Raw genomic sequence first — 25,426 nt, 5'->3', positions numbered from 1 at the left:
CCGGTTCAGTCATAGCCGGGGCGCGGGATCAGGTTCATCAACATGCGGCTATAGCCGCCGTCGACGACGATCTCCTGGCCCGTGATGTAGCTCGCCCGCGGGCTCGCCAGGAACAGCGCGGCATCGGCGATGTCCTGCGGCATCCCGATCCGGCCCGCCGGCACCACGGCGCTGCGACGCTCGCGCACGCCCGGCGCCACATAGAAATCCCGGCTCATCGGGGTCTCGACCATGCCGGGACTGACGACATTGCTGCGGATGCCGTCCGGCGCCCATTCGGTGGCGAGCTGGCGCGACAGCATCACGACGCCCGCCTTGCTGACACTGTAGGCGCCGCTGCGGTCTTGCGGATGCGAGCCGGCGATCGAAGCGACATGGACGATCGCACCACGGCGCGCCGCCCGCATCTGTCGCCCGAAGGCCTGGGCGCAGAGCAGGTAGCCGGTCAGGTTGACGGCCAGCAAGGCGTTCCAGTCCGCCAGCGGAATGCTGGCGAGCGCACCGGGCCGAAGCAGGCCCGCATTGTTGACGAGCACCGCGCAAGCGCCGTGCCGCTCGAAGCTTCGAGCTGCAGCCTGTTCGATGGCCGCCGGATCCGTGATATCGCAAGGCAGGGACAAGACTTCTCCCTCCGCCATCTCCGAGACGGCGATTGCCGTATCTGCGAGGCCGGCTTCATCGCGATCGAGCAGGACAAGCCGCGCGCCCTGCCCTGCGAGGCTGAGGGCGATGGCTCGCCCTATGCCGCCCGAAGCGCCGGTGACGACACAAGGCACGCCGCCGAGGCCGAGCCATCCATCCACGCCGGCACTCATCGCGGCGGCTCCCGATCGACGCCGGCGAGATGCCGCCCGAGGATATAGCCGAAGGTCATGATCGGCCCGAGCGTGATGCCGGCGCCGGGATAGTTCCCACCCATCATGCTGGCGCGGTCATTTCCGACGGCGAACAGCCCTTCGACCGGCCTGCCATCCTCGCGCAACACCTGGCCGCGGACATCGGTGTCGAGACCGTCGAAGGTTCCGAGATCGCCCATCACCAGCTTCACCGCATAGAACGGTCCCTGCTGGACAGGCGCGACGCAGGGGTTGGGCTTGTGCGACGGGTCGGCGAGATAGCGGTTGAAGGAGGTCGAGCCCTTGCCGAACTCAGGATCCTCCCCCTTCTCGGCCCCCGGATTGAAGGCGGCGACAGTGCGCTCGAGGCCACCTGGATCGATGCCGGCCTGTCCCGCCAGCTCGGCGAGCGTCTTGCCACTGAGAAGATAGCCGCTGCGCAGATAGCCGATCAGCGGCACCGGCGCCGGCTTGACATAGCCCAGCCCGTAGCGGCGGATCGCCCAGTGATCGCAGATCAGCCAGGCAGCCGTCTCCGGCTCTTTCTCACAGGCCTTGATCATGGCGGCGCCGAAATCATGATAGGATTCGGCTTCGTTGCAGAACCTCTTGCCATGGCGGTCGACCGCGATGATGCCGGCCTTGCAGCGGTCGAGCAGATGCGGAAACACGCCGATGCGCCCGCCCGAGAGCGGCACCTTCGAGACCGGCATCCAGGCGGCGGCGTTGGGATAGCGCGCCTCGAAGCGGCCGCCCGCGGTTTCCGCCAGACGAATGCCGTCGCCCGTATTGCCGCCCGGAGTCGGCGACAGGTGTTCACCCCCGCGCGCGACATGCCGATAGGCTTGCCTTGTCCTCGCCGCGTCATGCGGAAAGCCGCCGCAGGCCAGCACCACGCCACGGCGAGCCGTGATCCGCATGGCGCCTTCCGGGCATTGCAGCATGGCTCCGGTGACGCGCTCGCCTTCCCGGATGAGCTCCCTGGCGGGCGTCGAGGTCAGGATCGGGATGCCGAGATCGAAGGCGGATTTCGCCAGTCGAGCAGCCAGAGCGTTGCCGCTCGTGATCATGACACCGCGCCGATAGAGCAGGAGGTCCTTGAAATGGAGGGCGAGCCGGCGCGCGACATAGGCCGCCGAGCTCAGCGAACGCGTCACGTTGAAGAAGTGCTTGAGGTCGGCATTCGACGAATTGAACATCATGCCGATGAAGGTGATCGTCGCCAGCGGCGGGCGCAGGCGAGCGAGCTCCGGGCCCAGCACCGTTGCGTTGTAAGGCGCGGCAAGGACGGAGCGCCCGACATCGACCCCACCCGCCACCTGGGGATGATAATCGGGATAGAGCGTCGGCACGAATTTCACCTGGGTTTCGCGCTCGAAGAACGCCAGCATCTCCGGGCCATGATCGAGAAAAGCCTCGATCACGTCCTGGCGCGCGAAATTGCCGACCTCATTGCGCAGATAGGTCCGCACGGCCTCGCGGTCGTCGCCATGGCCGGCGCGAGCCGCATGCGGGCTGCCGGGAATCCAGAGAACGCCGCCGGAAAAAGCGGTCGTGCCGCCGAAGAAGGGTTCCTTCTCCGCGACGACGACATCGAGACCGTGCTTGCGGGCAGTGACCGCCGTCGAGAGACCACCGGCCCCCGAGCCGATGACCAGCACGTCGCAGATGCGCTCGGGCAGCGAAGCCGTCATGTCAGGCGCCTTTCATGCAGCGAGGATCGAGCGCGGCAGCGCGTCCGAAAAGGCCCAGCCGGCAGCCGCCAGCGCGCGTGCCCCGTCGATCAGGCCGTTCAGGGGCCGGTCCGAGAGGATCTCCAGCACCACGGGCCCCATATAGCCCAGCTCCGCGAGGCGGGCGCCGATGGCGGCAAAATCGACATCGCCGGAGCCGATCGGATCATGACGCCATTGGCCGGCCGGGCTGTCCGAGACATGGACGATGCCGAGGCGCGAACCGAGCAGGCGCAGGCCCTCGACCGGATCTTCGCCGATCGCGACCGCATTCGCGACGTCATAGATGACAGGGACATCATCCAGCCCCTCCTGGCGCAGGAAACGCTCGATCGTACCGGCATCCGCGAGCAGGCCCTGCGGGTGGTTCTCCAGGATGACGGCAATGCCCTGGCGGCGCGCTGCCTCGACGATGGCCAGGAAAGCCGGGCGGAACGTCTCCATCAGCCGCGTGTTCGCATCGGCCAACAGCGCATGCCCCCGGCCCGAGCCGACGCAGACCCAGGGCGCGCCGAGCTCGGCGCAGCGCATGATCGCGCGGCGATAGGCATCAACGGCGAAGGCGACGACATCCGGCGAGGCGCTGGCGAGATTGATGTCGCTGCTGGCGAGATCCGCCGCGAGAAGCGTCATCCCGCTCCGATCGAGAATGCCCCGCAAACACCGTGTCCGCTCGTGATCCTCGCGCCAGCTGTCGAAATGCGGCGGCGCGGCCATGAGCTGGACCTGCGAGAAGCCGGCTTGGGCGATCTGCTCGAACGCAGCCTCGGCGCTCTCCCGCCAGACGAAACCGAAGGTGTGGGCGGCGAGCCTGAACATCTCACAGGCCCCCGTCACGGTAATAAGCGAAGGTGCGTTCGATCCCTTGGCGCAGGCTGGTCGAAGGCAGGCCGGGCAGGATTTCGCGCACCGTGCCCTCGGCGATGTCGGGAGCAGAGGGCATCAGTTCGCCGCCCCTCCTGATATCGGCATCCGGGCGCAGGCGGCGCAGCTCGTCGATCACATCCTGGGGCGTGGCGAGCGTTCCGATGAGGTTGAAGACATGGGCGCCGTCGGGCTTGCGCAGCAGCGCAGCCTCATAGGCGGCCGCGACGTCGTCGACATAGACGAGGCCGGCCGCCCCCTCATAGGGAAACACATAGCTCTCGCCGAGCGCCGCCGCGCGGCAGGCCAATGACGGCCCGGCGCTGAGGCCGCCTTCCCGCCCCGGCCCGTAGACGACATAGGGCCGGAAGCCGGTGCTCGCGAGGCGATGATCCTCCCAATAGGCGCGCGCACAGCCTTCGCAAGCGAGTTTGAAGGCGCCGTAATGCGACACCGGAACCGGCGTGCGGCCATCCGCCGGGCCATAGACGCCGGCGGTGCTGGTATAGATCAGGCGGTCGATGCCATGGGCCCGCGCGGCCTCGAAGATGTTGAGCGTGCCGATCAGGTTGATCTGCGCGCCGCGCACCGGGTCGGCCTTGCAGGCTAGGGTCAGCACGCCGGCGAGATGGATGATCGCATCGCAGCCCTCGGCGGCGCCGCGAACATCATCCGCGCGGACGATGTCGCCGATGCGCCATTCGCAGGCCTGCGCGGCCGCCTCGCCCGCGATCGCGGCGATGAGGCCGCGTTTCTCGGTCAGATCGAAGATCCGGACGGCGTGACCGCCCGCGGCCAGGCGCCTGACGATCCAGGCGCCGAGAAAGCCCGCGCCGCCGGTGACGAGAATACGCATGACTGTCCTTTGGCTCAGCGGTTCATGCGGGCGAGTCGAAGAAGTTCGACTCGCCGCTGGCGCGGCGCGGCGCGAGCGTCGGCGTCACCATCATGGCGAGAGACAGCTCGCGCGCAGCTTCGAGCAGGAGCGGCGAGAGGCTCAGCATCTTCTCTTCGGTGAGCCGGTTATGCAGGCCGGCGATGACCACGGCGCCGATGACTTCGCCGGTCTGCGGCCTGCGGATCGGTGCGGCTGTCGCGTTCATCCAGGCCGAATAGGTCTGGACGACCAGGCTGAAGCCGCGCTGGCGCGCCTGCCGGATATAGCGCAGCAGCGCCGCCTTGGTCTGCGGCGCGCGCGGACCGAACTCCTCGCGCGAGCCATAGCCCTGCTTCTCGACGAGGGCGAGCGCCTCCTCCTCCGGCAGGCAGGAGAGCCAGGCATGGCCGCTCGCCGAACAGGAAAGCCGGCCGACCTGGCCCATATCCGGATCGTAGCGCAGGCCGAACGGCGAACCCTGCGACTTGGCCACCCAGACCAGCTCTCGCCCGTCGACCAAGGCCAGGCGGACGAGCTCTCCCGCATCACGCGCCAACCGGTCGAGGATCGGCTGGGCGAAATCGGTGATGCCGCTGCCGGCGAGGAAGCTGAAAGCGAGCGAGGCGATCTTGGCGGTGAGCTGATAGGCGCCGAGCTGGCGCTCCTGCCGGACATAGCCATGCTCGACCAGGCTGGTCAGCACGCGATGGGTGGCGCTGCGCGGGATGCCGAGCCGATCGGCGATCTCGTAGAGCTGCAGGCCATGCGCATGGGCCGCCAGCAGCTCCAGAACGCCGAGCGTCCGCTCGAGCAACCCGCTGGGTCCCGCTTCCTGCTCGGCGGCTGGATCGTCGGTTTCGAGTCGCTTTGCCATGGGCTTATCCGGAGGTGAGGGCCACACGCCGGCCCGTCCGCGCGGCCTCGCTCACCGCAAGCGTTGCCCGTAACGTCCTCGTCGCGTCGGCCGCATTGATCAGAGGCGTGGTTTCGCCCCGCGCGACCTCGCAGAGGTGGCGCAACTGTTCGACGTATGGGCTGGTGCGCGTGACCGCAAGCGCGTCTTGGGAGAGCTCGGCGAACCAGCTCTTCTCGCCCTGATAGCGCCAGAGCTCGAGGCGCGGCAAAGTCAGCGACCCCAGCGTGCCGCTGATGAAATGCGAATTCACCGGCGCCGGCTGCGGCGGATAAGGGGGCAGTTCGCCGGAGCTGAGATCCCAACTCCAGGGCGTGACCGCCGTGTCCGACAGGCTGATCGTGACCAGCGCACCATTGGCGAGTTGCAGGAGGACGGCTGCGGTATCCTCGACGGGAAAGCCGCGCACCGCGTTCGAGGTCACCGCCTGCACGGACTCGATCTCGCCGCAGATGAAGCGGATCAGGTCGATCTCATGGATGAGGTTGATCAGGATTGGCCCGCCGCCAGGCTCCCGCCGCCAGGCCATGTCGAAATAAGGCTCCGGCTTGAAGAAGGTGTAGAGCACCGTGACATTGGTCAGCCGCCCGAGCTCGCCCGAACCCACGAGTTCGCGGGCGCGGGCAATGATCGGGTTATGGCGCCGGTGGTGGCCGACGAGCACCGGCACGCCGGCCTTCGCGGAAGCCGCGGCGAGCGCCTCCCCTTCCTCGACCGTGCTCGCGACCGGCTTCTCGACCAGGACCGGCACCCCCGCGGCGATCGCATCGAGCGAGATCGGCAGATGGGTGTTGTTCGGCGTCGCGACGATCAGCGCATCGGGGCGTGCCTGCTCCAGGAGCTGGCGGTGATCCGGAAACCAGGCAAGCCCCCTCTCCTCGCAGAAGCGCCGCCCGGCTTCCGTCGGGTCGGCAACCCCGGCAAGGCCGCAGAAATCCGTCTTGAGGATCACATCGGCATGCAAGCGCCCGATCGCGCCCGCACCGACGAGGCCAATTGAGAATTGCGGCATCGGTCTCTCCACTCCGCCGCATATGTCCCCCGCACAGGTTCCGGCGTCAAGCCATTTCGGAACTGGATTCCAGTTTCGAAAATAATAGTGGAACTGGATTCCAGTTATGTTACACGAACGAAGTTCGGTCCGCCTCGATGCGCGACCGAGGCCAATCAGAAAAACCAGATGCTGTGGGAGGACGATGTGAAGGACGATCAAACGAAGGGACCGGTCATCGGTCGGCGCGGCCTGATCATGGGCGCGTCTTCCCTGGGCGCCACGGGCCTGGTCTCGGGCAAGCTCGGCATGCCCTATATCGGCAACGCCGCCGCCGCCGAGCCGATCAAGATCGGCATGATCTGGGCCAAGACCGGCACGATCGTCGATCAGTCCGAATATCTCGCACAAGGCAGCCTGCTCGCCTTGGAACAGCGCAACAACATGCTGCTCGGCCGGCCGGCCGAGATTATCTGGCTCGACGAGCCCAACCCGCAAGGCGCACAGCAGAATGCGGAGCGCCTCGTCGGCGAGCACAAGGTCGTCGGCATCGTGGGAGGCGCGCTGAGCTCCTTTGCGCTCGCCATCTCGGCCGTCGCGAAGAAGGCGAAGATCCCCTACATCGCGGCCAATGCGGCGACAGGCGACCTCACCGGCAAGTCCTGCAACAAATACACCTTCCGCCTGCAGCCGCCGGTCGATGTCCATGCCCGCGTGCTCGCGCCCTATTGCGCCGATATCGGCAAGAAATGGTACCTGCTTACCGCTGCCTATGCTTTCGGCCAGGACATCAAACGCGCCTTCTCCGAATACGCCGCAGCCAATGGCTGCACGCTTGTCGGCGCCGATGAGGTGCCCGTCGGCACGCCGGACTACAGCTCCTTCATCCTCAAGATCCGCGCCGCCAAGCCGGATGTGGTGATCGGCGGCATTGCCGCGAGCGACCTGACGACGTTCCTGAAGCAGTGGAACGAACTCGGCATGCGCGGCCGTATTCCCTTCGCCGAGATTTCTGTCGGCAATACCGATCTCTGGGGCGTCGGCCCCGAAGCAGCCGATGGGCTCTATACCCTGACCTGGTACTACAAGAACCCGAACAACCCGCCCGACGAGCAGGCGATGGCGGCCGATTACGAGAAGAAATACAAGCGCCCGGCCGCTGACAAGACCTGGATGGGCTGGATGGGCATGAAGAACCTGCTCGATGCCATCGAGCGCGCGAAATCGACCGAGCCCGCCAAGATCGTCGAGGCGCTGGAGACATGGAACGTCAAGCGCGGCGACATCAATTTCGGCTATCGCGACTTCGACCACCAGATGGTCAGCCGCCTCCTGGTTGCCGGCATCAAGCCGAAGATCACCGACAAATGGGACTATTTCGACGTGAAGGCCGAGTTGCCGGCAACGCCGGCCGGTGTCGCGCGGGCCTTCGGCAACCAGGCCGAGAGCATCTGCAAGATGGATTCGCTCTGATCTGACGAGGCGAAGACCGGTCTTGCAAACGCGGCCCGGGCCATGCCCGGGCCGATCCCTGACGCGCGGCCTCGAGCGTTTTCGAGCGAAGTGGCCGCCGGTTCGCGTGAAGAAAGCGCGTTAAAACAAAGGGCCAGAGCAACTTAACGATCAAATCGGATCGTTCATTTGCTCTGGCGCCGCTCTCCGCAGGATCCGTGCGCCATGCTCGATATGATCTTATCCCAGGCCGTCAATGGCCTGGTGCTGGGCTTCCTCTATGTGCTGATCGCGGTTGGGCTCTCGATCATCTTCGGGCTCCTCGGCATCGTGAATTTCGCCCATGGCGCCTTCTTCGCGATCGGCGCCTATCTCGCCCTCGTGCTCAACCGCGAGTTCGGTTGGTGGGCGGCCCTGCTCGCCCCGCTGCTCACCGGAGCACTCGGGGTGCTGGTCGAGATCGTGCTGATCCGCCGCCTCTACGGCAAGGAGCCGCTGCTCGGGCTGATCCTGACCTTCGCGCTGGCGCTTTTGTTCGAGTCGGTGCTGCGCATGACCTTCGGCGGCGCTCCGCTGCCCTTCGCCGCGCCGCGCTTCCTCTCGGGCTTCGTTGAATATGGCCCGATCCTGATCACGAAATACCGCATGTTCGTGCTGGCCGTGACGGTGGCTGCGCTGATCGGGTTCTGGGCCTTCCTCACCTATACGCCATTCGGCCGGATCATCCGGGCCGGCTCGCGCGATGCGGAGATGGTCGGCCTTCTCGGCATCAACCTGCCCGTGGTGTTCAGCTTCGTCTTCGGCATCGGCTGCCTGCTGGCAGGCCTTGCCGGCATGCTGGCCGCGCCCCTCTGGACGGTGAACCCGACCATGGCGGCAGGCGCCATCATGCCGGCTTTCGTCATCGTGACGATCGGCGGCCTGGGCTCCTATGCGGGTGCCATCGTCGCCGGCCTCCTCGTCGGCCTGACCACGGCCATGACCATCCAGTTCCAGCCGGAATGGGCGGGGGCGGCCATGTATGTCCTGATGGCGGCCATCCTGCTCGTGCGCCCTCGCGGCCTGTTCGGCGAAAAATGGGAGCGCTTCGAGTGAAGACCCGACAGCTTTTCCGCCACCCGGCTCTCTGGGCGGCGCTCGTCCTCTCCGGCCTCACGGTGCTCTGGCTCATGCTGGGCGCCCCCGTCGGCCTGATCACGCAGATCGCGATCTACACGCTCTACGGAATGGGCGTGAACCTGCTCGTCGGCTACACCGGTCTCGTGCCATTCGGCGCCTCGGTCTTCTTCGGCTGCGCCAGCTATGCGCTCGCCTTCTTCGTGCTCGGTCGGGTCGCGACCGATGTCGTGGCGCTCGTCCTCGCCGTCCTGTTCTCGCTGGCGCTGGCGCTCGTCCTCGGTGCGCTGATCCTGCGCCGCAAGGGGCTTTATTTCTCGCTGTTGACGCTGGCCTGTTCGCAGATCGCCTTCGAGGTCGCGTTCAAATGGACGGCCGTCACCGGTGGCGAGAACGGCTTGCAGGGCGTTCAACGCCCGAGCTTCGTCTCGGATCTCGGCTTCCATCTCTTCACTGTTGCGAGCGTCGTCGTCGGCATCGCGCTGTTGTGGCGGATCGCGCATTCGCCCTTCGGCCGCGCGCTCCAGGCCGTGCGCGACAACGAGCAGCGCGCCCGCAGCCTGGGCTACAATGTCTATCTGCTGCGGCTCGGCTCCTTCCTCCTGATGGCCGGTTTCGTCGGCTATGCCGGGGCATTGCTGACGCTGCTGCTGCAAGGCGTCTACGCCAATAATCTGAGCTGGCAGCATGCGGGCGATGCCCTGCTGATGACCGTGCTTGGGGGCGTGCACCATTTCCTCGGCCCGCTCTGGGGCGCGATCACGTTCATCATCATGGAGAACCGGCTTTCGGCCATCACCGAGAACTGGTGGCTGATCTTCGCGCCGATCCTGATCCTGTTCGCGCTGCTGTCTCCCGAGGGCATTCAGGGGCTGGTGCAGAGGGTGCTGCGGCGCGAACGCTGGACGCTGACGCGCAACACCATCCCGCCCCGCCCCGCCGTGATCGCGCCTTATACGAGTGCGGCCCAGGCGATGGATCCGGACCGGCCGATCCTGGAGACGAAGAAGTTGAGCAAGCGCTTCGGCAGCCTCGTCACCGCCCATGACATCGATTTCGAAGTGCGCCCCTTCGTGCTGCATTCGATCATCGGCCCCAACGGAGCCGGCAAGACGACCTTCTACAACATGCTGACCGGCGTACTGCCGCCGAGCGGCGGCAAGGTCTTCTTCGAAGGCCGGGACATCACCAGGCTGCCGATGCATGCCCGCGCCCGGCTCGGCATCAGCCGCTCCTTCCAGATCCTGTCGGTTTTCCCCAATCTCAGCGTGTTCGAGAATGTCCGCATCGCCGTGCAGGCCCAGAAGATCGGCGCGCGCGGATTGCTGAACGATGCCCATGGCATCGACGCGATCAATGCGCGCAGTTGGTCGCTGCTGGATGCGGTCGGGCTCGCCGACAAGGCCGCCGCTCCTTGCGCAGACCTTCCCCATGGCGCCAAGCGCCTGCTCGAGATCGCGGTGACGCTGGCGATCGAGTCCAAACTGCTGCTGCTCGACGAGCCGCTGGCCGGCCTCGCCGAAGCCGACCGCATCATCGTTGCAGATCTCATCCGCCGGCTCGCGAAGAACCATGCGGTTCTGCTGATCGAGCACGACATCGACCGCGTGCTGGCGATTTCGGACCGCATCTCCGTGCTGCATCAGGGCCGGATCATTGCGGATGGTAAACCGACCGAAGTGGCCAACAACCCGGAGGTCATCTCCGCCTATCTCGGCGCGGCCAAGAGTGCCGACCAGGTGGCGCCCGCTATCGAGCGCCAAGCCGGTGCCGCGACCGAAGCGCTGCTCGAGGCGCGCGGTATCGCCGTCGGCTATGGCGGCAGCACCGTCCTCTCCGGCGTCAGCCTGGAGGTCCGCAAGGGCGAGGCCGTCGCGCTGCTCGGCCGCAACGGCGTCGGCAAGACGACGGCGTTGCGTGCTCTCACAGGTAGCCTGCCGCTCGACGCAGGGACGGTGTCTTTCGCGGGCACGCAATTGGCGAAGCTGCGCCCCTTCGAGATCAACCGGCTCGGCATCTCGCTCGTGCCGGAGGGGCGGCGCCTCTTCCCCAACCTCACCGTCGTCGAGAACCTGCAGCTCGCAGCGCGGCCAGGCGGAATGAATCTGGAGGAAATCTTCCAGCTCTTCCCGCGATTGCGCACGCGCCAGGCGGCCAAGGCCGAGAACCTCTCCGGCGGCGAACGGCAGATGGTCGCGATCGCCCGCGCCCTGATGGTGCCGAGCAAGCTCATCCTGCTCGACGAACCCTTCGAAGGGCTGGCGCCGGCCGTCGTCAACGAAGTGATGGACGCGCTGGTGAAGCTGCGCGGACAGGTCGCGATGGTGATCGTCGAGCACCACGCCGAAACCGTGCTGCCGATCGTCGACCGCGCCTATGTCCTGGTCAACGGCCAGGTCGCCTTCGCCGGCGATGCCGCCACGCTTGAAAAGGATCACGCCCTCCAGGCGCGCCTGCTCGGCGTCGTCCATGGCGAGAATCAGAATCCGCCAGCCCATGCGGCTGTCGTCTGAACACGGAGATCATGACCGCGATGGATTTCAACATCACCGGCGCAACGCGCCTCAATGTCATCATCGGCGATCCGATCGCCCAGGTGAAATCCCCGGCCGGCATGACGGCGGCCTTCGCCGCGCGCGACCATGACGCCGTCGTAGCGCCTGTGCGGGTCTCGCCCGAAGACCTGAAGGATTTTCTGACGGTTGCGACCCGGCTGAAGAATCTCGACGGCATCATCGTGACCGTGCCGCATAAATTCGCCTGCCACGCGCATTGCAGCAGCGCGACCGAGCGCGGCGACTTCCTCGGAGCGGTCAACATCATGCGCCGCCGCAAGGATGGCGGCTGGCATGGCGAGATGGTCGATGGGCTCGGTTTCGTCGGCGCCGTGAAGGCTGCGGGCTACGATCCTTCCGGCAAGCGCGCACTCTTGATCGGAGCCGGCGGCGCGGGCTCCGCGATCGCGCTCGCCCTCGTCGATGCCGGCGTCCGCGAACTCGCCATCCATGACGCCGACGCCACACGTCGCGACCGATTGATCGAGCGCCTCAACGCCAGGAACAAGGCGACGATCCTCGCTGGTTCGCCGGATCCGACGGGTTTCGATCTCGTCGCCAATGCGACGCCGGCCGGGATGAAGCCGGGCGACGCCTTGCCGGTCGATGTCGCCAAGCTCTCGCCTTCGACCTTCGTCGGCTGCGTCGTCACCGTGCCGGCCGTCTCGCCGCTGATCGAGACCGCCCGCAAGCTCGGCTGCCGGACCTCGACGGGAACCGAGATGTACCAGGCGCTACAGACCGCGATGGTCGAATTCCTGCTCGCCGGCGAGAAGCTCGACTGAGGAGGCCATCCATGTTCGCGAGCATCGACGCCATTTCCGACAATGCGAGCTACGACATCATCGTCGTCGGCGCGGGTGGCGGCGGACTGGCTGCTGCCGTCTTCGCGGCCATCGCCGGCAAATCCGTCCTCGTCGTCGAGCGGACGGAGTATGTCGGCGGCACCACCGCGCTTTCGGCAGCGACGACCTGGATCCCCAATTCGCTGCATGCGAGCACGGTCGCGACCGATGACAGCTTCGAGAAGGCCGCCACCTTCCTGACCGGCGTCGTCGGCAACCGTTCCTCCGCGAGCCTGCGCGAAGCCTTCCTGAAGAGCGGCCCGGACGCGGTCGCTGCGCTGGAGGCGAAGACCGATGTCAGGTTCCGTCCCTACGCCACTCATCCGGACTACGAACAGCAGGTCGAGGGCGCGACGATGCGCGGACGGGCGCTCGAGCCCCTGCCCTTCGACGGCCGCGAGCTTGGCGACGACCTCGCCCGCATCCGCCCGCCGATCCCTGAATTCACCCTCTTCGGCGGCATGATGGTCGACCGCACCGATATCGGCCATCTGCTCGGTCTCAGGACATCCTGGAAATCCTTTCGGCACGCCGCCGCGATCCTGGCTCGCTATGGCCTGGACCGGCTGAAGAGCCCGCGCGGCACACGGCTCGTCATGGGCAATGCGCTGATCGGGCGGCTGCTGCTCAGCTTGAAGAAGCGCGGCGGCGCGGTCCTGCTTGGAACCTCGGTCTCGCAATTCCTCACCGGGCCGGACGGCGTCGCGGGCGTCGTGCTCGTGCAAGCCGGACAGACACGGACGGTCGAGGCGCGCCATGGCGTGGTGCTCGCGGCAGGCGGCTTCAACCGGCACAAGACGCGTCGCGCGCAGTTGCTGGCTTCACCCACTCCCGATTTCAGCCCCGCCGCGCCCGGCCATACCGGCGAGATGCAGGATCTGGCGCTCGGGCTCGGCGCACGTCTGGGCGAAGGCAATCTCGACAATGCCTATTGGGCGCCGGTCTCGCTGCGGACGCGTCCCGATGGTTCGACGGCCGTCTTCCCGCATTTCGTGCTCGATCGCAGCAAGCCAGGCACCGTCTGCGTCGACCAGAGCGGGCGCCGCTTCGTCAATGAATCGACCTCCTACCACCTCTTCGTCCGGGCGATGTTCGAGGCCAATCGCAGCGTGCCGACGATCCCCTGCTACATCATCACCGACGCCGCCGGCCTGAAGAGCTACGGGCTGGGCCAGGTCCGAATGGGCGCGAAGAACCTGAAGCCCTATCTCGATGACGGCTATCTCATCGAGGGCGCGACGGTGGCTGCCCTCGCCGAAAAACTCGGCATGGAGCCGGCCGTCCTTGAAAAGACCGTCGCCGACATGAACGGCTACGCCAGGACCGGGGTCGACCCCGAATTCGGCCGCGGCGCTACAGCCTATCACCGCGCCAATGGCGATGCCTCGAAGGGCCCGAACCCGACGCTTGGGCCGATCGCAACCGCACCCTTCTATGCGGTGAAGCTCGTACCCGGCGATATCGGCGCCGCGACCGGCCTCGTCATCGACGAATGGGCTCGCGTGCTCGATGGCGAGAACCGGCCGATCGGCGGGCTCTATGCCTGCGGCAATGAAGCGAATTCGATCATGGGCGGCACCTATCCGGGCCCCGGCATCACGATCGGCCCGGCGCTCACCTTCGCCTACCGTGCGGTCCAGCATGCGCTGGGCCAGTGCGATGCGGCAAAGGGACAGGCCTCGCATCGGGCCGAAGTCGCCTGATGAGTGGACCTGACGAACTCTCCTGCGATCTCCTCGTCATTGGTTCGGGAGCCGGCGGATTGTCAGCGGCTGTCACGGCCGCCTGGCTCGGGCTCGAGGTGATCGTGATCGAGAAGGAGGCCCAGTTCGGCGGCACCACCGCCTGGTCCGGCGGCTGGATGTGGATTCCGCGCAATCCGCTCGCCCAGGCCGCCGGCCTCGAGGAGGATATCGAGGTGCCGCGCCGCTATCTGCGCAGCGAGCTCGGCGATGGCTATGACGAAGACTTCGTCGCCATGCTGCTGGAGCAAGGGCCGCGCATGGTCACCTTCTTCGAGCGCGAGACCAGCCTCGCCTTCATCGACGGCAACCGGATTCCGGATTTTCATGATCGCTCGGACGGTTCGGCAACAGGTGGGCGCTCGCTTTGCGCGGCGCCGATCGATGGGCGGTCGCTCGGTCCCCGGATCAAGGATCTGCGCCCGCCGCTGGCCGAGGTCGCCCCCTTCGGAATGAACATCGCCTCCGGGACCGATCTGCAGCATTTCCTCAAGGCGACCCGCTCCCTGCCCTCCTTCCTCCATGTCCTGCGCCGGCTGGGGCGGCATGCCTTCGACATGCTGCGCCATGGCCGCGGCATGCATCTGGTCAATGGCAATGCGCTCGTCGCCCGCCTGTTGAAATCGGCCGATGATCTCGGCGTGCGCCTGATGGCCGAGACGCCGGCGCGCGACTTGATCCGCGAGGGAGACAAGGTCTCCGGCGTGGTCGCGACCTTGGCCGGGCGGCCTCTCGCGATCCACGCGAGGCGCGGCGTGGTGCTGGCTGCCGGCGGCTTCCCGCATGACACGGCTCGCAAGGCAGCGCTATTTCCTCATGCCCCCACGGGACAGGACCACTGGTCGGCCGCACCGCTCGCCAATAGCGGCGACGGCATCCGGCTCGGCGAAACGGCCGGTGGCCATGTTCGGACCGGCCTCTCCGATGCCGGGGCCTGGGCGCCGGTCTCGCTCGTCCCGAAGGCCAATGGCGATGTCGGGCGCTTTCCCCATCTGGTCGAGCGGGCCAAGCCCGGCCTCATCATGGTCCGCCGCGACGGGCGCCGCTTTGTCAACGAAGCCGATTCCTATCACGACGTGATGAAGGCGCTCTTTTCCGCGACGCCTCCCGGCGAGACGACTGAGGCCTGGTTGATCTGCGACCACGCCTTCCTGCGGCGCTACGGGCTTGGACGCGTGCGGCCGCGGCCCTTTCCGACAGGGCCCTGGCTCAGGAACGGCTATCTGCGCAAAGGCCGCAGCCCGGACGCGCTCGCCCGCGCCTGCGGCATCGACCCGGCCGGGCTCGTGGCGACATTGGCCTCCTACAACCATGACGCCGAGCACGGTCGCGACCCGCAATTCGGCCGTGGCGACAGCCCCTATAACCGCATCCAGGGCGAGGCTTCACATCGACCCAACCCTTGCGTTGCGCCGATCGCTGCTGCGCCGTTCTACGCGGTCAGGATCGTGCCCGGGAGTCTCGGCACCTTCGCCGGCTTGAAGACGGATGCCCACGCACATGTGCTCGACACCACGGACCGGCCGATTCCGGGCCTCTATGCCGTCGGCAACGACATGTCGAGCATGATGGCCGGGCGCTATCCCGCCGGCGGCATCACGCTCGGCCCGGCCATGACCTTCGGCTTCATTGCGGCCCATGACGCTGCCGGCGTCCCGCTTGCCAACAACCGTTCCTGACTCCAGCGAAAGAGGTTTCCCATGCGCTACGAGATCGCAACCCTGACCGTGAAGCTCGGCAAGGCGGCCAGCGTCGTCGCCGGCATCGACGCCTATGTGAAGGCGCCCGAAGCCAAGGGAAGGCTGCTCGGCTGCTGGGCGAGCGAGATCGGCGCGCTCAACGAGATTTTCGTGCTGCGCGGCTTTGCCGACGATGCCGAACTCCAGGCCGAGCGCCGGCGCGCGCTCGACACGACGAACCCGTTCGGCGCCGGCGACGACATCGCCAGGCTGCAATTCGACAGCTATGCGCCCTTCCCCTTCCTGCCGCCGGTCGAGCCGGCGAAGCTCGGCAAGGTCTATGAGATCAGGACCTACAAGCTGAAGCATGGCGGCGTGCCGGCGACCATCGCCGCCTGGGAAGCCGCCGTGCCCGAGCGCGTAAAGCTTTCTCCACTGGTCATCGCCATGCATGCGCTCGACGGGCCGCCGCGCTTCACCCATATCTGGCCTTTCGCAAGCCTGGATGCCCGCGCCTCCGTTCGCGCCGATTCCGTCGCCAAGGGCATCTGGCCGCCGAAGGGCGGGCCGGAATGGCTGACCGGCGAGATGCACTCGACGATCGCGCTGCCGACAGCGATCTCGCCCCTGTCCTGACCGGTGATCTTACAAGGACGAAAGCGCTATGATGCCGACACTTTCGCTCGCTTACCTCACGAGCATCCCGCTTGCTCCGCCGGACGCCGTCTCGCTTGCCGCCGAACTCGGCTATGACGCAGTCGGCCTGCGCGCCTTGCCGGCAGCGCCCGGCGGCGATTTCAGCCGCCTTATCGAGGAGCCGGCGCTCCTGGGCGAAACGAAGCGGCGCATCGCGGATACGGGCGTTTCCGTCTTCGATGTCGAGATTGTCCGGCTCGCCGCCGACTTCAAGGTCGCGGCTTTCCAGCCCTTCCTCGACCTCTGCGGCGAACTCGGAGCCCGTGCGATCCTCGTCGCCGGAGACGACCCCGACGAAGCGAGGCTGACGGCCTCCTTCGCCAGCTTCTGCGCGGCGGCAGCCCCCTACGGCCTGACCGGCGACCTGGAATTCATGCCCTGGACCAAGGTGCCCGATGCCCGCACCGCATTGCGGATCGTCACCAGGGCGGGCGAGGCCAATGGCCGCGTGCTGGTCGATGCCTTGCACGCCGGCCGCTCCGGGACGACGCTGGCCGATATCGCGGCGATCCCGAGCGAGCGCTTGAGCTATGCCCAGATCTGCGACGCGCCGGGCGAGGTTCCGAAAACGGATGAGGGCCTGATCCACACCGCCCGCTGCGCGCGATTGCTGCCGGGTGAAGGCGGCATCGACCTTGTCGGCATCTTCTCGCAACTGCCGCAGGAATTGCCGGTCAGCGTCGAGGTGCCCCATCTCGAACGCATGGCCGCGCTCGGCCATCGCGAATGGGCTCGCCAGGCCCTCGAGGCGACGAAAGCGCTGCTCGCTGATCGTGATCAGGCCGTGGCGCGCGGCGCGAGCCTGCGCGAAGGAACCAGCCCATGAACGCGATCGATCTGCGCGGCAAGACAGCGCTTCTGACCGGTGGCTGCGGCGGCATCGGCGTTGCCGTGAACGAACGCATGAGCGCCTCGGGCGCGACGGTCGTGACATGGGATCTGGCGGAAGCCGCCGACGACCGGGTCGACGTCGCCAGCGAGGAGGCTGTCGATGCCGCGATGGAGCGGCTTCTCGCCCGTCACGGCCATCTCGACATCCTGGTGAACTGCGCCGGCATCACCGGCCCGAACCAGCCCATCGAGCGCTACAGCCTGGCGGATTGGCGCCGCACGCTCGACGTGAACCTGACCAGCACCTTCCTGTGCTGCCGCGCCGCCGTGCCGGCGATGCGACAGCGAAATGCCGGCCGGATCGTCAACCTCGCCTCCATCGCCGGGAAGGAGGGTAATGCGATGATGACGGCCTATTCGGCGGCGAAGGGCGCGGTCATCGCGCTCACCAAGGCGCTGGCCAAGGAACTGGCCGATACGGAGGTGCGCGTGAACTGCGTCGCTCCGGCCGTGATCGCGACGGATCTGATCAAACAGATGTCGCCGGAGACCTATGCGACGGTCATCGCCAAGATCCCGCTTGGCCGCCCGGGCCGTCCCGACGAGGTCGCGGCCCTGATCGCATGGCTGGCATCGGACGAATGCTCGTTCTCGACGGGAGCCTGTTTCGATCTCTCAGGCGGCCGAGCCACCTATTGAAGGTTTCCAGTGGCTGTCCGGCGGCGGACCCCAATCGTTCAGGACGCGGCTATGGACGGCGCAGTCAAGACGGCGATGCGGCTTCTCGGCGTCATCGACACCAACACGATGGCGCGGCCGCAACGCTCCCTCAACGCCGAGGAAGCCGCGTCAGTCAAAACGATTCTCATGCAAGCCGGGCTTCTCGGTTAACCCCGCGACGAGCACCGGAACAAGGCCGTCGCTCTGAGGCAGCGGCTCGAAAGGGATCAAGCGGATCGGCCTGGATGCAGGCCGTGCTGCAGCAGGCGGTTCTGTCGAAGACCTGCTGCGGCCCAACTCGGCGCGATGCGCCTCATCCCTTTTGACGACTCGACAAGCGCGCCGGCCGTACCAACGCCGGAATTGCTCAAGGATTAGGCAGGCGCCGACGCAGCCCTGACCATGCGCCCCCTTCCCGAACGATCGCGAATAGGCATAGGCTGCCCGAAATGGGGAAAACACCTGCGATGGTCGCGTTCGATGAAATGACCGGCTCCGGCTCCGATATACGGCCGGCCTATGCTGAGCTCGACCGCTGGCTGAAGGAAGCGCCGCCGGAAACGCTGGCACTGCGGCGCAGCCAGGCCGAACTGTTCTTCCGCCGCATCGGCATCACCTTCGCCGTCTATGGCGACGAAGAGTCGACCGAGCGCCTGATCCCCTTCGACATCATTCCCCGAGTCTTGACCAAGCCGGAATGGACCAAGCTGGAGGCGGGCCTGCGCCAGCGCGTGACCGCACTGAACATGTTCCTGGCCGATGTCTACGGGCCGAAGGAATGCCTCAAGGCCGGGATCATCCCGCCCGACCTGGTCTATGGCAATGCCTGCTACCAGCTCGAAATGGTCGATTTCCAGGTGCCGCACGGCATCTACTGCCACATCGCCGGCATCGATGTGGTCCGGGTCGATGCCGACACCTTCTATGTGCTGGAGGATAATGCGCGCACGCCCTCGGGCGTCTCCTACATGATGGAGAACCGCGAGGTGATGCTCAGGCTCTTCCCGGAGCTCTTCGCCACGCATCGCGTCGCACCCGTCGACAACTATCCCGACCAGCTGCTGGCGACCCTGCGCTCGGTCGCGCCGCGCAGCGCACCAAGCGACCCTTCGATCTGCCTGCTGACGCCCGGCCAGTTCAATTCGGCCTTCTACGAACACTCCTTCCTGGCCGACAAGCTCGGCGTCGAACTGGTCGAGGGCTCGGACCTGCTGGTCAAGGACGATGTCGTCTATATGCGCACCACGCAGGGCCCCAAGCGGGTCGATGTGATCTACCGGCGCATCGACGACGACTTCATCGACCCGCTCGTCTTCCGCGGCGATTCCGTGCTCGGCGTGCCCGGGCTGATCGGCGCCTACAAGGCCGGCAACGTTACACTGGCCAACGCGGTCGGCACCGGCGTCGCCGACGACAAGGCGGTCTACAGCTACATGCCCGAGATCGTGAAGTTCTTCACCGGCGAGGAGCCGATCCTGAAGAACGTGCCGACCTGGCGCTGCCGCGAGCCCGAGGCCAACGCCTATGTGCTCGACAATCTCGAGAAGCTCGTCGTCAAGGAGGTCAACGGCTCCGGCGGCTACGGCATGCTTGTGGGGCCCCACGCCAACAAGGCGCAGATCGAGAGCTTCCGCAAGAAGCTGAAGGCGAGCCCCGAGGGCTTCATCGCCCAGCCCACCCTGGCCCTCTCGACCTGCCCGACCTTCGTGGCCTCGGGCGTGGCCCCACGCCATGTCGATTTGCGCCCATATGTGCTTTCGGGCGCCAACGGCATCTCCTGCGTGCCCGGCGGCCTCACCCGCGTCGCGCTGAAGGAAGGCTCGCTCGTCGTCAATTCCAGCCAGGGCGGCGGAACCAAGGACACCTGGGTGCTCGATGCATAACATCAATGGCGGCATTCATCCCGGACGGAACGCCGACACACCGCGCCCCGCCACGAAAAGGCCCGAACTGACCATGCTCTCGCGCACAGCTGACAGCCTTTACTGGGTCTCCCGCTATGTCGAGCGGGCCGAGTATCTCGCCCGCATCCTCGATGCGACGACGCGATTGACCAACCTGCCCCACGCCTATGGCGGCGCCGGCACGGAATGGCAGAGCGCGGTCTCGACCGCCGGCTGTGAGGAGGCCTTCGCCAAAGCCTATGGTGAGGCCAATGAGCGCAATGTCTGCGACTTCCTGACCTTCAACCCCGACAACCACTCCTCGATCCGCAACTGCCTGGCGCTCGCCCGCTCCAATGCGCGCGCGGTGCGCACCGCGCTGACCTCCGAGATGTGGGACGCGCTGAACGGCGCCTGGCTCGAACTACAGCGCTTCGAGAAGAAGCGCATGGACCGCGAGGAGTTCGCCCGCTTCCTCGAATGGGTGAAGAATGTCTCGCTGGTCTTCGACGGCTCGGCCTACCGCACCATGCTGCGCGACGACGGCTACTGGTTCTCCAGGCTCGGCGTCTATGTCGAGCGCGCCGACAACACAGCGCGCATCCTCGACGTCAAATACCATGTCCTGCTGCCGGCCAATGAGCAGGTCGGCGGCTCGCTCGACTATTTCCAATGGACCACCGTGCTGCGCGAGGTCTCGGCGCTGACCGCCTATCACTGGGTCTATCGCGAGGCGGTGAAGCCTCTGCTGATCGCCGATCTCCTGATCCTGAACCGGCGCATGCCGCGCTCGCTGGCGAGCTGCTACGAAAACATCTCACGCTTCCTCGACGCGCTCGGCGACGCCTATGGCCGCCAGGGACCGGCCCAGCGCCAGGCGCGCAAGACGCTCGCCAACCTCAACAACACCCGCATCGACGACATCTTCCAGCACGGGCTGCACGAGTTCATCTCGGACTTCATCACCGAGAATAACCGCCTTGGAGGCACCATCATCGAGCAGTATCTGCAATGAAATTGGGCCTCAGGCTCGCTTCCAGCCGCATGGCCCGCTAAAGAGAGGCCGTCCACGCCCCACCGCCTGAGACCCAGCGACGCCATGCGGATCCGGATTTCCCACTCGATCTCTTACGCCTATGCCGAGCCCGCCCGGCACATCACGCAGATCCTGCGGCTGACTCCGCGCGACCATGACGGCCAGCACGTCATGTCCTGGCGCATCGAGCCCACCGTCGATGGCCGCCTGCGCGCCGGCCAGGACCCTTACGGCAACCTGATCCACACCTTCTCTGCCGATGGCCCGATCGCGACGCTGGCGATCCAGGTCAGCGGCCTGATCGAGACCACCGACCTCGCCGGTATCGTGCGCGGCGGCATCGAGCGCGTTCCGCCCGAGGTTTTTCGCCGTGACACGCTGCTGAGCGCGCCAGATGAGGCGCTCCGCAACTTCGCGCTGGAGACGACGCGCGAAGCAAGAACACCGCTTGCCAGGATGCACGCCCTGATGGACGCGCTGCACGAGGAGATGACCTGCCAGGAGCCCGCCGATCGCATCGGAATCGGCGCCGCCGCCGCCTTCGCGGCGCGCGAGGGCATCGCGCAGGATCTCGCCCATGTCTTCATGGCCTGCGCCCGCCATCTCGGCCTGCCCGCGCGCTACGTCTCCGGCTATGTCGCCGAAAGCCAGTCCCTGCCCCATGCCAGCGGCGCCCATGCCTGGGCCGAGGTCCATCTCGACGATTATGGCTGGATCGGCTTTGATTGCGCCAACGGCCTGTGCCCGATCGACACCCATGTGCGCATCGCCTCGGGCCTCGACTATTCCGATGCCGCTCCGGTGCGCGGGGCGCGCAAGGGCGGCGACGGTGAGCGCCTCTCCGTGGTCGTCAGCGCGCGCCAGGCCGCCGGCTTCCAGGCCAACCAATGACGGACCGGCCGGGCGCAACCCGGCCGCTCCCACAGCAAGGACCCGCCTCGTGACCTATTGCGCCGGAATCCTCGTGCAGGACGGGCTGGTGATGATCGCCGACACCCGCACCAATGCCGGGCTCGACGACGTCTCGACCTTCCGCAAGCTGCATGTCTTTTCCACGCCGGGGGAGCGCACCTTCGGGTTGATGACAGCGGGCAACCTCTCCGTGACCCAGTCGGTGGTCAGCCTGCTGCATGAGGGGCTGGCCAATCCCGAAACCGGCGAGATGGACACCCTGCTCAACGCGACGACGATGTTCCGCGCCGCCCAGCTCGTCGGCCGTGCCATCCGCGCCGTCAGGGAGATGGATGGCGACGCCATGAAGGAAGCGGGCGTGAAGTTCGACGTCTCGATGCTGTTCGGTGGCCAGATCAAGGGCCAGCCGATGCGGCTCTTCATGGTCTATGGCGCCGGCAACTTCATCGAATGCGGCATGGACGCGCCCTTCCTCCAGATCGGCGAGCACAAATACGGCAAGCCGATCCTGGACCGCGCCGTGACCTACAAGACGCATCTCTACGATGCGCTCAAGGTCGGCCTGATCTCGATGGATTCGACGATGCGTTCGAATCTCGGCGTGGGCCTGCCGATCGACCTGATCGTGCTGCGCCGCGACGTCGCCGAGCCCGAGCTCAACCGCCGGATCGAAGCGGGCGAGCCCTATTTCCACGACTTGCGCGAACGCTGGTCGGCGGCGTTGCGCGCGGCCCACACCGCGATACCGCGCCCGCCCTATGCACCACCCACCGGTTGAAACCCCCAAGAATCTGCGCGCACGGCAACGGGATGTCAACGATCCCTTGGCATTCTGCATGTCCTGATGCCCTTTTCGGATAGCTGATGCGCGCGCCTGCCGTCGCGAAGATGACCAACGCGGACTCGTCGGCGCGGATGCTCAAGAGCACCGTGGCGACGCTCGGCTGCGCGTTTCTGCTGGTCTTGTCCGCTTTGGCCGCCGTCGTGCTCGCCATCACCAGCGACGCCAACAAGCTCGAGGCGATGCGCCAGCGCGACCGCATCGAGGCGGCGATCGACAGCCAGCTCAAGCTGCGCCGCTTGCGGCTCGACAGCTTCGCGGCGAGCGGGGAATTGCAGACGGCCCTCGCCGCGAGCGATGATCCGCTCTCGGCGCTTCAATCCGCTTTCACGCGCCTCAGCACGCGCTTCCTGGAGTTCGACGGCGCTTACATAGTGACCGGCGCTGGTCGGGTTCTCGCGGGTGTCGAATCCGGCGTGCAGGCCGGCCAGGCCGGCTATAATGGCTTGAAGCATTTCAGCCAGCGCATTCCCGGAGGCTCGGCCGCCTCGACGGAGCCCGCAACGACCATGGCCGAACCGACGGTCAGCTTCATCATCCATGACGGCCAAGAGGCCATCGCCATCCTGGTCGCCGATCTCGCGGCCGCGGCCACACCGGCCTTCCCCCGCTGGCCCGGCAGTCTGAAGCTCGTCGGCTATCGGCGCTTGACCAGCGCGGTGCTGCACGACATCGCCGATCGCTACCGCGTCGCCGATGTCCGCCTGACCGGACGGATGCCTGAGGATCCGGTGTCGCGCCGCCAGGTTCTGGCGCCCGACGGTGCCGTCAAGGCCTGGCTGGCCTGGACACCCGAGCGCCCGGGAGACGCCATGCTGCACCAGTTCTTCTGGGGCTTCGTTGCGGTCGGCCTGCTCTTCGCGGCGATCTTCGCTTATGTCATCCAGAGGTTGCGCGGCGCCGCGAGCCAGGTCGCGCTCAGGGAGCGCCAGATCCAGCGCCTCGCCGGACAGGATGAGCTCTCACTGCTGCCGAACCGGCGAACCTTCGACCTCAGACTCGATCAGGAACTGGCACAGCTCAACCGCTCGGGCGCGAGCCTGGCGGTCATGCTGCTCGACCTCGACCGCTTCAAAGCAGTCAATGACACCTATGGCCACACCGCCGGCGACGAGCTGATCCGCCAGGTCGCCGACAGGCTCCTGGGCATCATGCGGCTGGGCGACACTGTGGCGCGGCTTGGCGGCGACGAATTCGGCATCATCCAGACCAATATCCATGATCCGGCCGGCTGCGCCGCCCTTGGCGAACGCATCCTCGAGGCGCTGACCAAGCCCTTCACCATCTTCGGAGTGGAAACCTCGATCGGCTGCTCGATCGGCATCGCGCTCGCGCCGCAGGACGGCAGCGACCGCGGCTTACTGCTCCGGCTCGCCGACACCGCGCTGTACCAATCCAAGAACGAAGGCCGGAACCGTTACTCCTTCTTCGAAGAGCACATGAACCGCTCGCTGCAGCTCAAGCGCATGGTCGAGGAGGATCTGCGCAAGGCGATCACCGACGACCAGCTTGTGCTGCACTACCAGCCGCAGGTCTCGATCGACGGCTTGTCGATCATCGGCGTCGAGGCCCTCGTGCGCTGGCCTCATCCGGAGCACGGCATGGTGCCGCCCTCCGAATTCGTCGGGATCGCCGAGGAACGCGGCCTGATCGTGCCCCTGAGCGACTGGGTGCTGCGGCGCGCCTGCACGGAAGCCCGGCGCTGGGAGGGCGTCAAGCTCGCGGTCAACGTCTCGCCGATCCAGTTCCGCCACAAGGACTTCGTCGCCAACGTCATCGCCATCCTGGAGGAGACCGGCTTCGACCCGGCGCGTCTCGAACTGGAATTGACCGAGGGCGTCGTGGTCGAGGACGCCGATGCGGCGGAGGCCGCGATGATGGATCTGCGCAGTCACGGCGTCGGCCTCGCGCTGGACGATTTCGGCACCGGCTATTCGAGCCTGATCTATCTGCGCCGCTTCGCCTTCGACAAGATCAAGATCGACCGCTCATTCCTGGAATACATGGAGACGACGGGGGAATCGGCGATCCTGGTCCACTCGATCGCCCATCTGGGGCGCGCGCTCGGCCTGCGGGTCTGCGCCGAGGGGGTCGAAACGGTCGAGCAGCACCGCTTCCTGCAGGCGATCGGCTGCCATGAATTGCAGGGCTTCCTGTTCTCGAAAGCCGTCGCGGCGGATGAGATCGACCGGCTGCTGGCGCAGGACGCGCCTTTTGCCGCCCGCCTCGCAGCGGCTTGATGACTCAGAACAGCCCGGAAAGACCGCTGACGATCGCATAGGCGAAGCCGGCGCTGAGGATCAGCCCGCCCACTCCGATGACGGCGCCGGCGATGATGAACAATCCGTCCCGCTCGACGAGACCCAGGCCGACCAGGCAGACGGCAAGCCCAAGCGGAATCTGCCCGATGAAGGGCGCCGCGACGACGAGGCCCAGCGCGAGCACGAGGATGATCAGCCCGAGCACCGGAGTCGCCAAGGTGCTGCCCAGGACGGTCAGGCGGGGTCGTGAAAAGCGCTCGAGCCGCGTCAGCACCGGCACGGCGCGCGCTACTGCGCGGCTAAGCTCGGGCTTGCCGACGCTCTTGCCGAGCACGGCCTGAGGCAGCCACGGCATGGCGCGGCCCGTCAGCATCTGCACCGCGACGAAGGCGAGCACCAGGCCGCAGACCAGCGGGATCGGCGGCGGCATCGGCAGGCAATTGGGCAGGCCGAGCAGGACCACGAGCAGCGCGTAGCTCCGATCCTTGAGCGCGGACATGATCGTGGCGACCCCGATGCGCTCTCCAGGCAGGGCGGCGAGCGCCGTCAGTAGTCCGGAAGTGCGCAATGGATATGACAATAGGACAAGGGCCGGGCCGGGTCGGGAGGAGCGGCCTAGCATGCGCAGGCCCCGCGCAACAAG

At 66.7% G+C, this 25,426-nt stretch carries 22 protein-coding genes; 15 read left to right on the top strand and 7 right to left on the bottom strand.

The window, feature by feature from the left end:
• Positions 1–5: 5 nt before the first annotated feature.
• From CYD53_RS06375 to CYD53_RS06350, 6 genes are read right to left on the bottom strand one after another with little or no spacing between them, the layout of a single operon-like run.
• Complete coding sequence (locus tag CYD53_RS06375) at positions 6–815, bottom strand: SDR family NAD(P)-dependent oxidoreductase (protein ID WP_103717280.1); 810 nt, start codon at positions 813–815, stop codon at positions 6–8.
• Complete coding sequence (locus CYD53_RS06370; protein WP_103717279.1) at positions 812–2,530, bottom strand: FAD-dependent oxidoreductase; 1,719 nt, start codon at positions 2,528–2,530, stop codon at positions 812–814. The genes CYD53_RS06375 and CYD53_RS06370 overlap by 4 nt, the downstream gene beginning before the upstream one ends.
• Positions 2,531–2,542: 12 nt before the next feature.
• Entirely contained in the window at positions 2,543–3,388 is an 846-nt protein-coding gene (locus CYD53_RS06365) for a sugar phosphate isomerase/epimerase family protein (RefSeq protein WP_103717278.1), read from the bottom strand.
• 1 nt (position 3,389) lies between these two features.
• Entirely contained in the window at positions 3,390–4,289 is a 900-nt protein-coding gene (locus CYD53_RS06360; protein ID WP_103717277.1) for an NAD-dependent epimerase/dehydratase family protein, read from the bottom strand.
• A 22-nt stretch (positions 4,290–4,311) separates the two neighbouring features.
• Positions 4,312–5,184, bottom strand: a complete 873-nt coding sequence (locus CYD53_RS06355) for an IclR family transcriptional regulator (RefSeq protein ID WP_103717276.1) — start codon at positions 5,182–5,184, stop codon at positions 4,312–4,314.
• Positions 5,185–5,188: 4 nt separating this feature from the next.
• Entirely contained in the window at positions 5,189–6,235 is a 1,047-nt protein-coding gene (locus tag CYD53_RS06350; RefSeq protein ID WP_103717275.1) for a Gfo/Idh/MocA family protein, read from the bottom strand.
• Positions 6,236–6,421: 186 nt separating this feature from the next.
• Here CYD53_RS06350 and CYD53_RS06345 point away from each other — a divergent pair, with 186 nt between their 5' ends.
• From CYD53_RS06345 to CYD53_RS06280, 15 genes are all read left to right on the top strand, one after another.
• On the top strand, positions 6,422–7,687 hold the full coding sequence (locus tag CYD53_RS06345; protein ID WP_245928116.1) for an ABC transporter substrate-binding protein: 1,266 nt from the start codon (positions 6,422–6,424) through the stop codon (positions 7,685–7,687).
• Between the two features lie 204 nt (positions 7,688–7,891).
• Entirely contained in the window at positions 7,892–8,761 is an 870-nt protein-coding gene (locus tag CYD53_RS06340; protein WP_103717273.1) for a branched-chain amino acid ABC transporter permease, read from the top strand.
• Positions 8,758–11,295, top strand: a complete 2,538-nt coding sequence (locus CYD53_RS06335) for a branched-chain amino acid ABC transporter ATP-binding protein/permease (protein WP_342751656.1) — start codon at positions 8,758–8,760, stop codon at positions 11,293–11,295. Before CYD53_RS06340 ends, CYD53_RS06335 begins: the two co-directional genes overlap by 4 nt.
• A gap of 20 nt (positions 11,296–11,315) precedes the next feature.
• On the top strand, positions 11,316–12,122 hold the full coding sequence (locus CYD53_RS06330) for a shikimate dehydrogenase family protein (protein WP_103717547.1): 807 nt from the start codon (positions 11,316–11,318) through the stop codon (positions 12,120–12,122).
• Positions 12,123–12,133: 11 nt separating this feature from the next.
• Positions 12,134–13,885, top strand: coding sequence for an FAD-dependent oxidoreductase (locus tag CYD53_RS06325; protein ID WP_103717271.1), 1,752 nt, complete (start codon positions 12,134–12,136; stop codon positions 13,883–13,885).
• Positions 13,885–15,603, top strand: a complete 1,719-nt coding sequence (locus tag CYD53_RS06320; RefSeq protein WP_103717270.1) for an FAD-dependent oxidoreductase — start codon at positions 13,885–13,887, stop codon at positions 15,601–15,603. The genes CYD53_RS06325 and CYD53_RS06320 overlap by 1 nt, the downstream gene beginning before the upstream one ends.
• Before the next feature lie 21 nt (positions 15,604–15,624).
• The gene (locus CYD53_RS06315; RefSeq protein ID WP_103717269.1) at positions 15,625–16,239 is read left to right on the top strand and encodes an NIPSNAP family protein; all 615 of its coding nucleotides are present in this window, start codon (positions 15,625–15,627) and stop codon (positions 16,237–16,239) included.
• A gap of 31 nt (positions 16,240–16,270) precedes the next feature.
• Entirely contained in the window at positions 16,271–17,125 is an 855-nt protein-coding gene (locus CYD53_RS06310; RefSeq protein WP_245928114.1) for a sugar phosphate isomerase/epimerase family protein, read from the top strand.
• The gene (locus CYD53_RS06305) at positions 17,122–17,829 is read left to right on the top strand and encodes an SDR family oxidoreductase (RefSeq protein ID WP_103717267.1); all 708 of its coding nucleotides are present in this window, start codon (positions 17,122–17,124) and stop codon (positions 17,827–17,829) included. Before CYD53_RS06310 ends, CYD53_RS06305 begins: the two co-directional genes overlap by 4 nt.
• 51 nt (positions 17,830–17,880) lie before the next feature.
• A complete protein-coding gene (locus CYD53_RS30170; RefSeq protein WP_181011733.1) occupies positions 17,881–18,021 on the top strand; it encodes a hypothetical protein in 141 nt (46 codons plus the stop codon).
• A gap of 296 nt (positions 18,022–18,317) precedes the next feature.
• Positions 18,318–19,733, top strand: a complete 1,416-nt coding sequence (locus tag CYD53_RS06300; RefSeq protein ID WP_245928113.1) for a circularly permuted type 2 ATP-grasp protein — start codon at positions 18,318–18,320, stop codon at positions 19,731–19,733.
• Positions 19,734–19,806: 73 nt separating this feature from the next.
• The gene (locus tag CYD53_RS06295; RefSeq protein ID WP_092174090.1) at positions 19,807–20,748 is read left to right on the top strand and encodes an alpha-E domain-containing protein; all 942 of its coding nucleotides are present in this window, start codon (positions 19,807–19,809) and stop codon (positions 20,746–20,748) included.
• Between the two features lie 84 nt (positions 20,749–20,832).
• Positions 20,833–21,660: a transglutaminase family protein gene (locus tag CYD53_RS06290; protein ID WP_103717265.1), complete on the top strand. Its 828-nt coding sequence runs from the start codon at positions 20,833–20,835 to the stop codon at positions 21,658–21,660.
• A 49-nt stretch (positions 21,661–21,709) separates the two neighbouring features.
• Complete coding sequence (locus CYD53_RS06285) at positions 21,710–22,459, top strand: proteasome-type protease (RefSeq protein ID WP_103717264.1); 750 nt, start codon at positions 21,710–21,712, stop codon at positions 22,457–22,459.
• A gap of 86 nt (positions 22,460–22,545) precedes the next feature.
• Entirely contained in the window at positions 22,546–24,762 is a 2,217-nt protein-coding gene (locus tag CYD53_RS06280; protein WP_103717263.1) for a putative bifunctional diguanylate cyclase/phosphodiesterase, read from the top strand.
• 4 nt (positions 24,763–24,766) lie between these two features.
• Here CYD53_RS06280 and CYD53_RS06275 read toward each other — a convergent pair whose 3' ends face one another.
• Positions 24,767–25,363 (bottom strand): exopolysaccharide biosynthesis protein, encoded by a 597-nt coding sequence (locus CYD53_RS06275; RefSeq protein WP_281261245.1) that lies wholly within the window; start codon positions 25,361–25,363, stop codon positions 24,767–24,769.
• Positions 25,364–25,426: the final 63 nt, after the last annotated feature.

The organism is Allobosea psychrotolerans, assembly GCF_002917105.1.
GTDB lineage: Bacteria > Pseudomonadota > Alphaproteobacteria > Rhizobiales > Beijerinckiaceae > Allobosea > Allobosea psychrotolerans.
This window is presented reverse-complemented; position numbering and strand designations above follow the sequence as displayed.

Coding starts and splice junctions, on each gene's coding strand:
- CYD53_RS06375 (WP_103717280.1), bottom strand. CDS start 815: ATGAGTGCCGGCGTGGATGGATGGCTCGGCCTCGGCGGCGTGCCTTGT.
- CYD53_RS06370 (WP_103717279.1), bottom strand. CDS start 2,530: ATGACGGCTTCGCTGCCCGAGCGCATCTGCGACGTGCTGGTCATCGGC.
- CYD53_RS06365 (WP_103717278.1), bottom strand. CDS start 3,388: ATGTTCAGGCTCGCCGCCCACACCTTCGGTTTCGTCTGGCGGGAGAGC.
- CYD53_RS06360 (WP_103717277.1), bottom strand. CDS start 4,289: ATGCGTATTCTCGTCACCGGCGGCGCGGGCTTTCTCGGCGCCTGGATC.
- CYD53_RS06355 (WP_103717276.1), bottom strand. CDS start 5,184: ATGGCAAAGCGACTCGAAACCGACGATCCAGCCGCCGAGCAGGAAGCG.
- CYD53_RS06350 (WP_103717275.1), bottom strand. CDS start 6,235: ATGCCGCAATTCTCAATTGGCCTCGTCGGTGCGGGCGCGATCGGGCGC.
- CYD53_RS06340 (WP_103717273.1), top strand. CDS start 7,892: ATGCTCGATATGATCTTATCCCAGGCCGTCAATGGCCTGGTGCTGGGC.
- CYD53_RS06330 (WP_103717547.1), top strand. CDS start 11,316: ATGGATTTCAACATCACCGGCGCAACGCGCCTCAATGTCATCATCGGC.
- CYD53_RS06325 (WP_103717271.1), top strand. CDS start 12,134: ATGTTCGCGAGCATCGACGCCATTTCCGACAATGCGAGCTACGACATC.
- CYD53_RS06320 (WP_103717270.1), top strand. CDS start 13,885: ATGAGTGGACCTGACGAACTCTCCTGCGATCTCCTCGTCATTGGTTCG.
- CYD53_RS06315 (WP_103717269.1), top strand. CDS start 15,625: ATGCGCTACGAGATCGCAACCCTGACCGTGAAGCTCGGCAAGGCGGCC.
- CYD53_RS06310 (WP_245928114.1), top strand. CDS start 16,271: ATGCCGACACTTTCGCTCGCTTACCTCACGAGCATCCCGCTTGCTCCG.
- CYD53_RS06305 (WP_103717267.1), top strand. CDS start 17,122: ATGAACGCGATCGATCTGCGCGGCAAGACAGCGCTTCTGACCGGTGGC.
- CYD53_RS30170 (WP_181011733.1), top strand. CDS start 17,881: ATGGACGGCGCAGTCAAGACGGCGATGCGGCTTCTCGGCGTCATCGAC.
- CYD53_RS06300 (WP_245928113.1), top strand. CDS start 18,318: ATGGTCGCGTTCGATGAAATGACCGGCTCCGGCTCCGATATACGGCCG.
- CYD53_RS06295 (WP_092174090.1), top strand. CDS start 19,807: ATGCTCTCGCGCACAGCTGACAGCCTTTACTGGGTCTCCCGCTATGTC.
- CYD53_RS06290 (WP_103717265.1), top strand. CDS start 20,833: ATGCGGATCCGGATTTCCCACTCGATCTCTTACGCCTATGCCGAGCCC.
- CYD53_RS06280 (WP_103717263.1), top strand. CDS start 22,546: ATGCGCGCGCCTGCCGTCGCGAAGATGACCAACGCGGACTCGTCGGCG.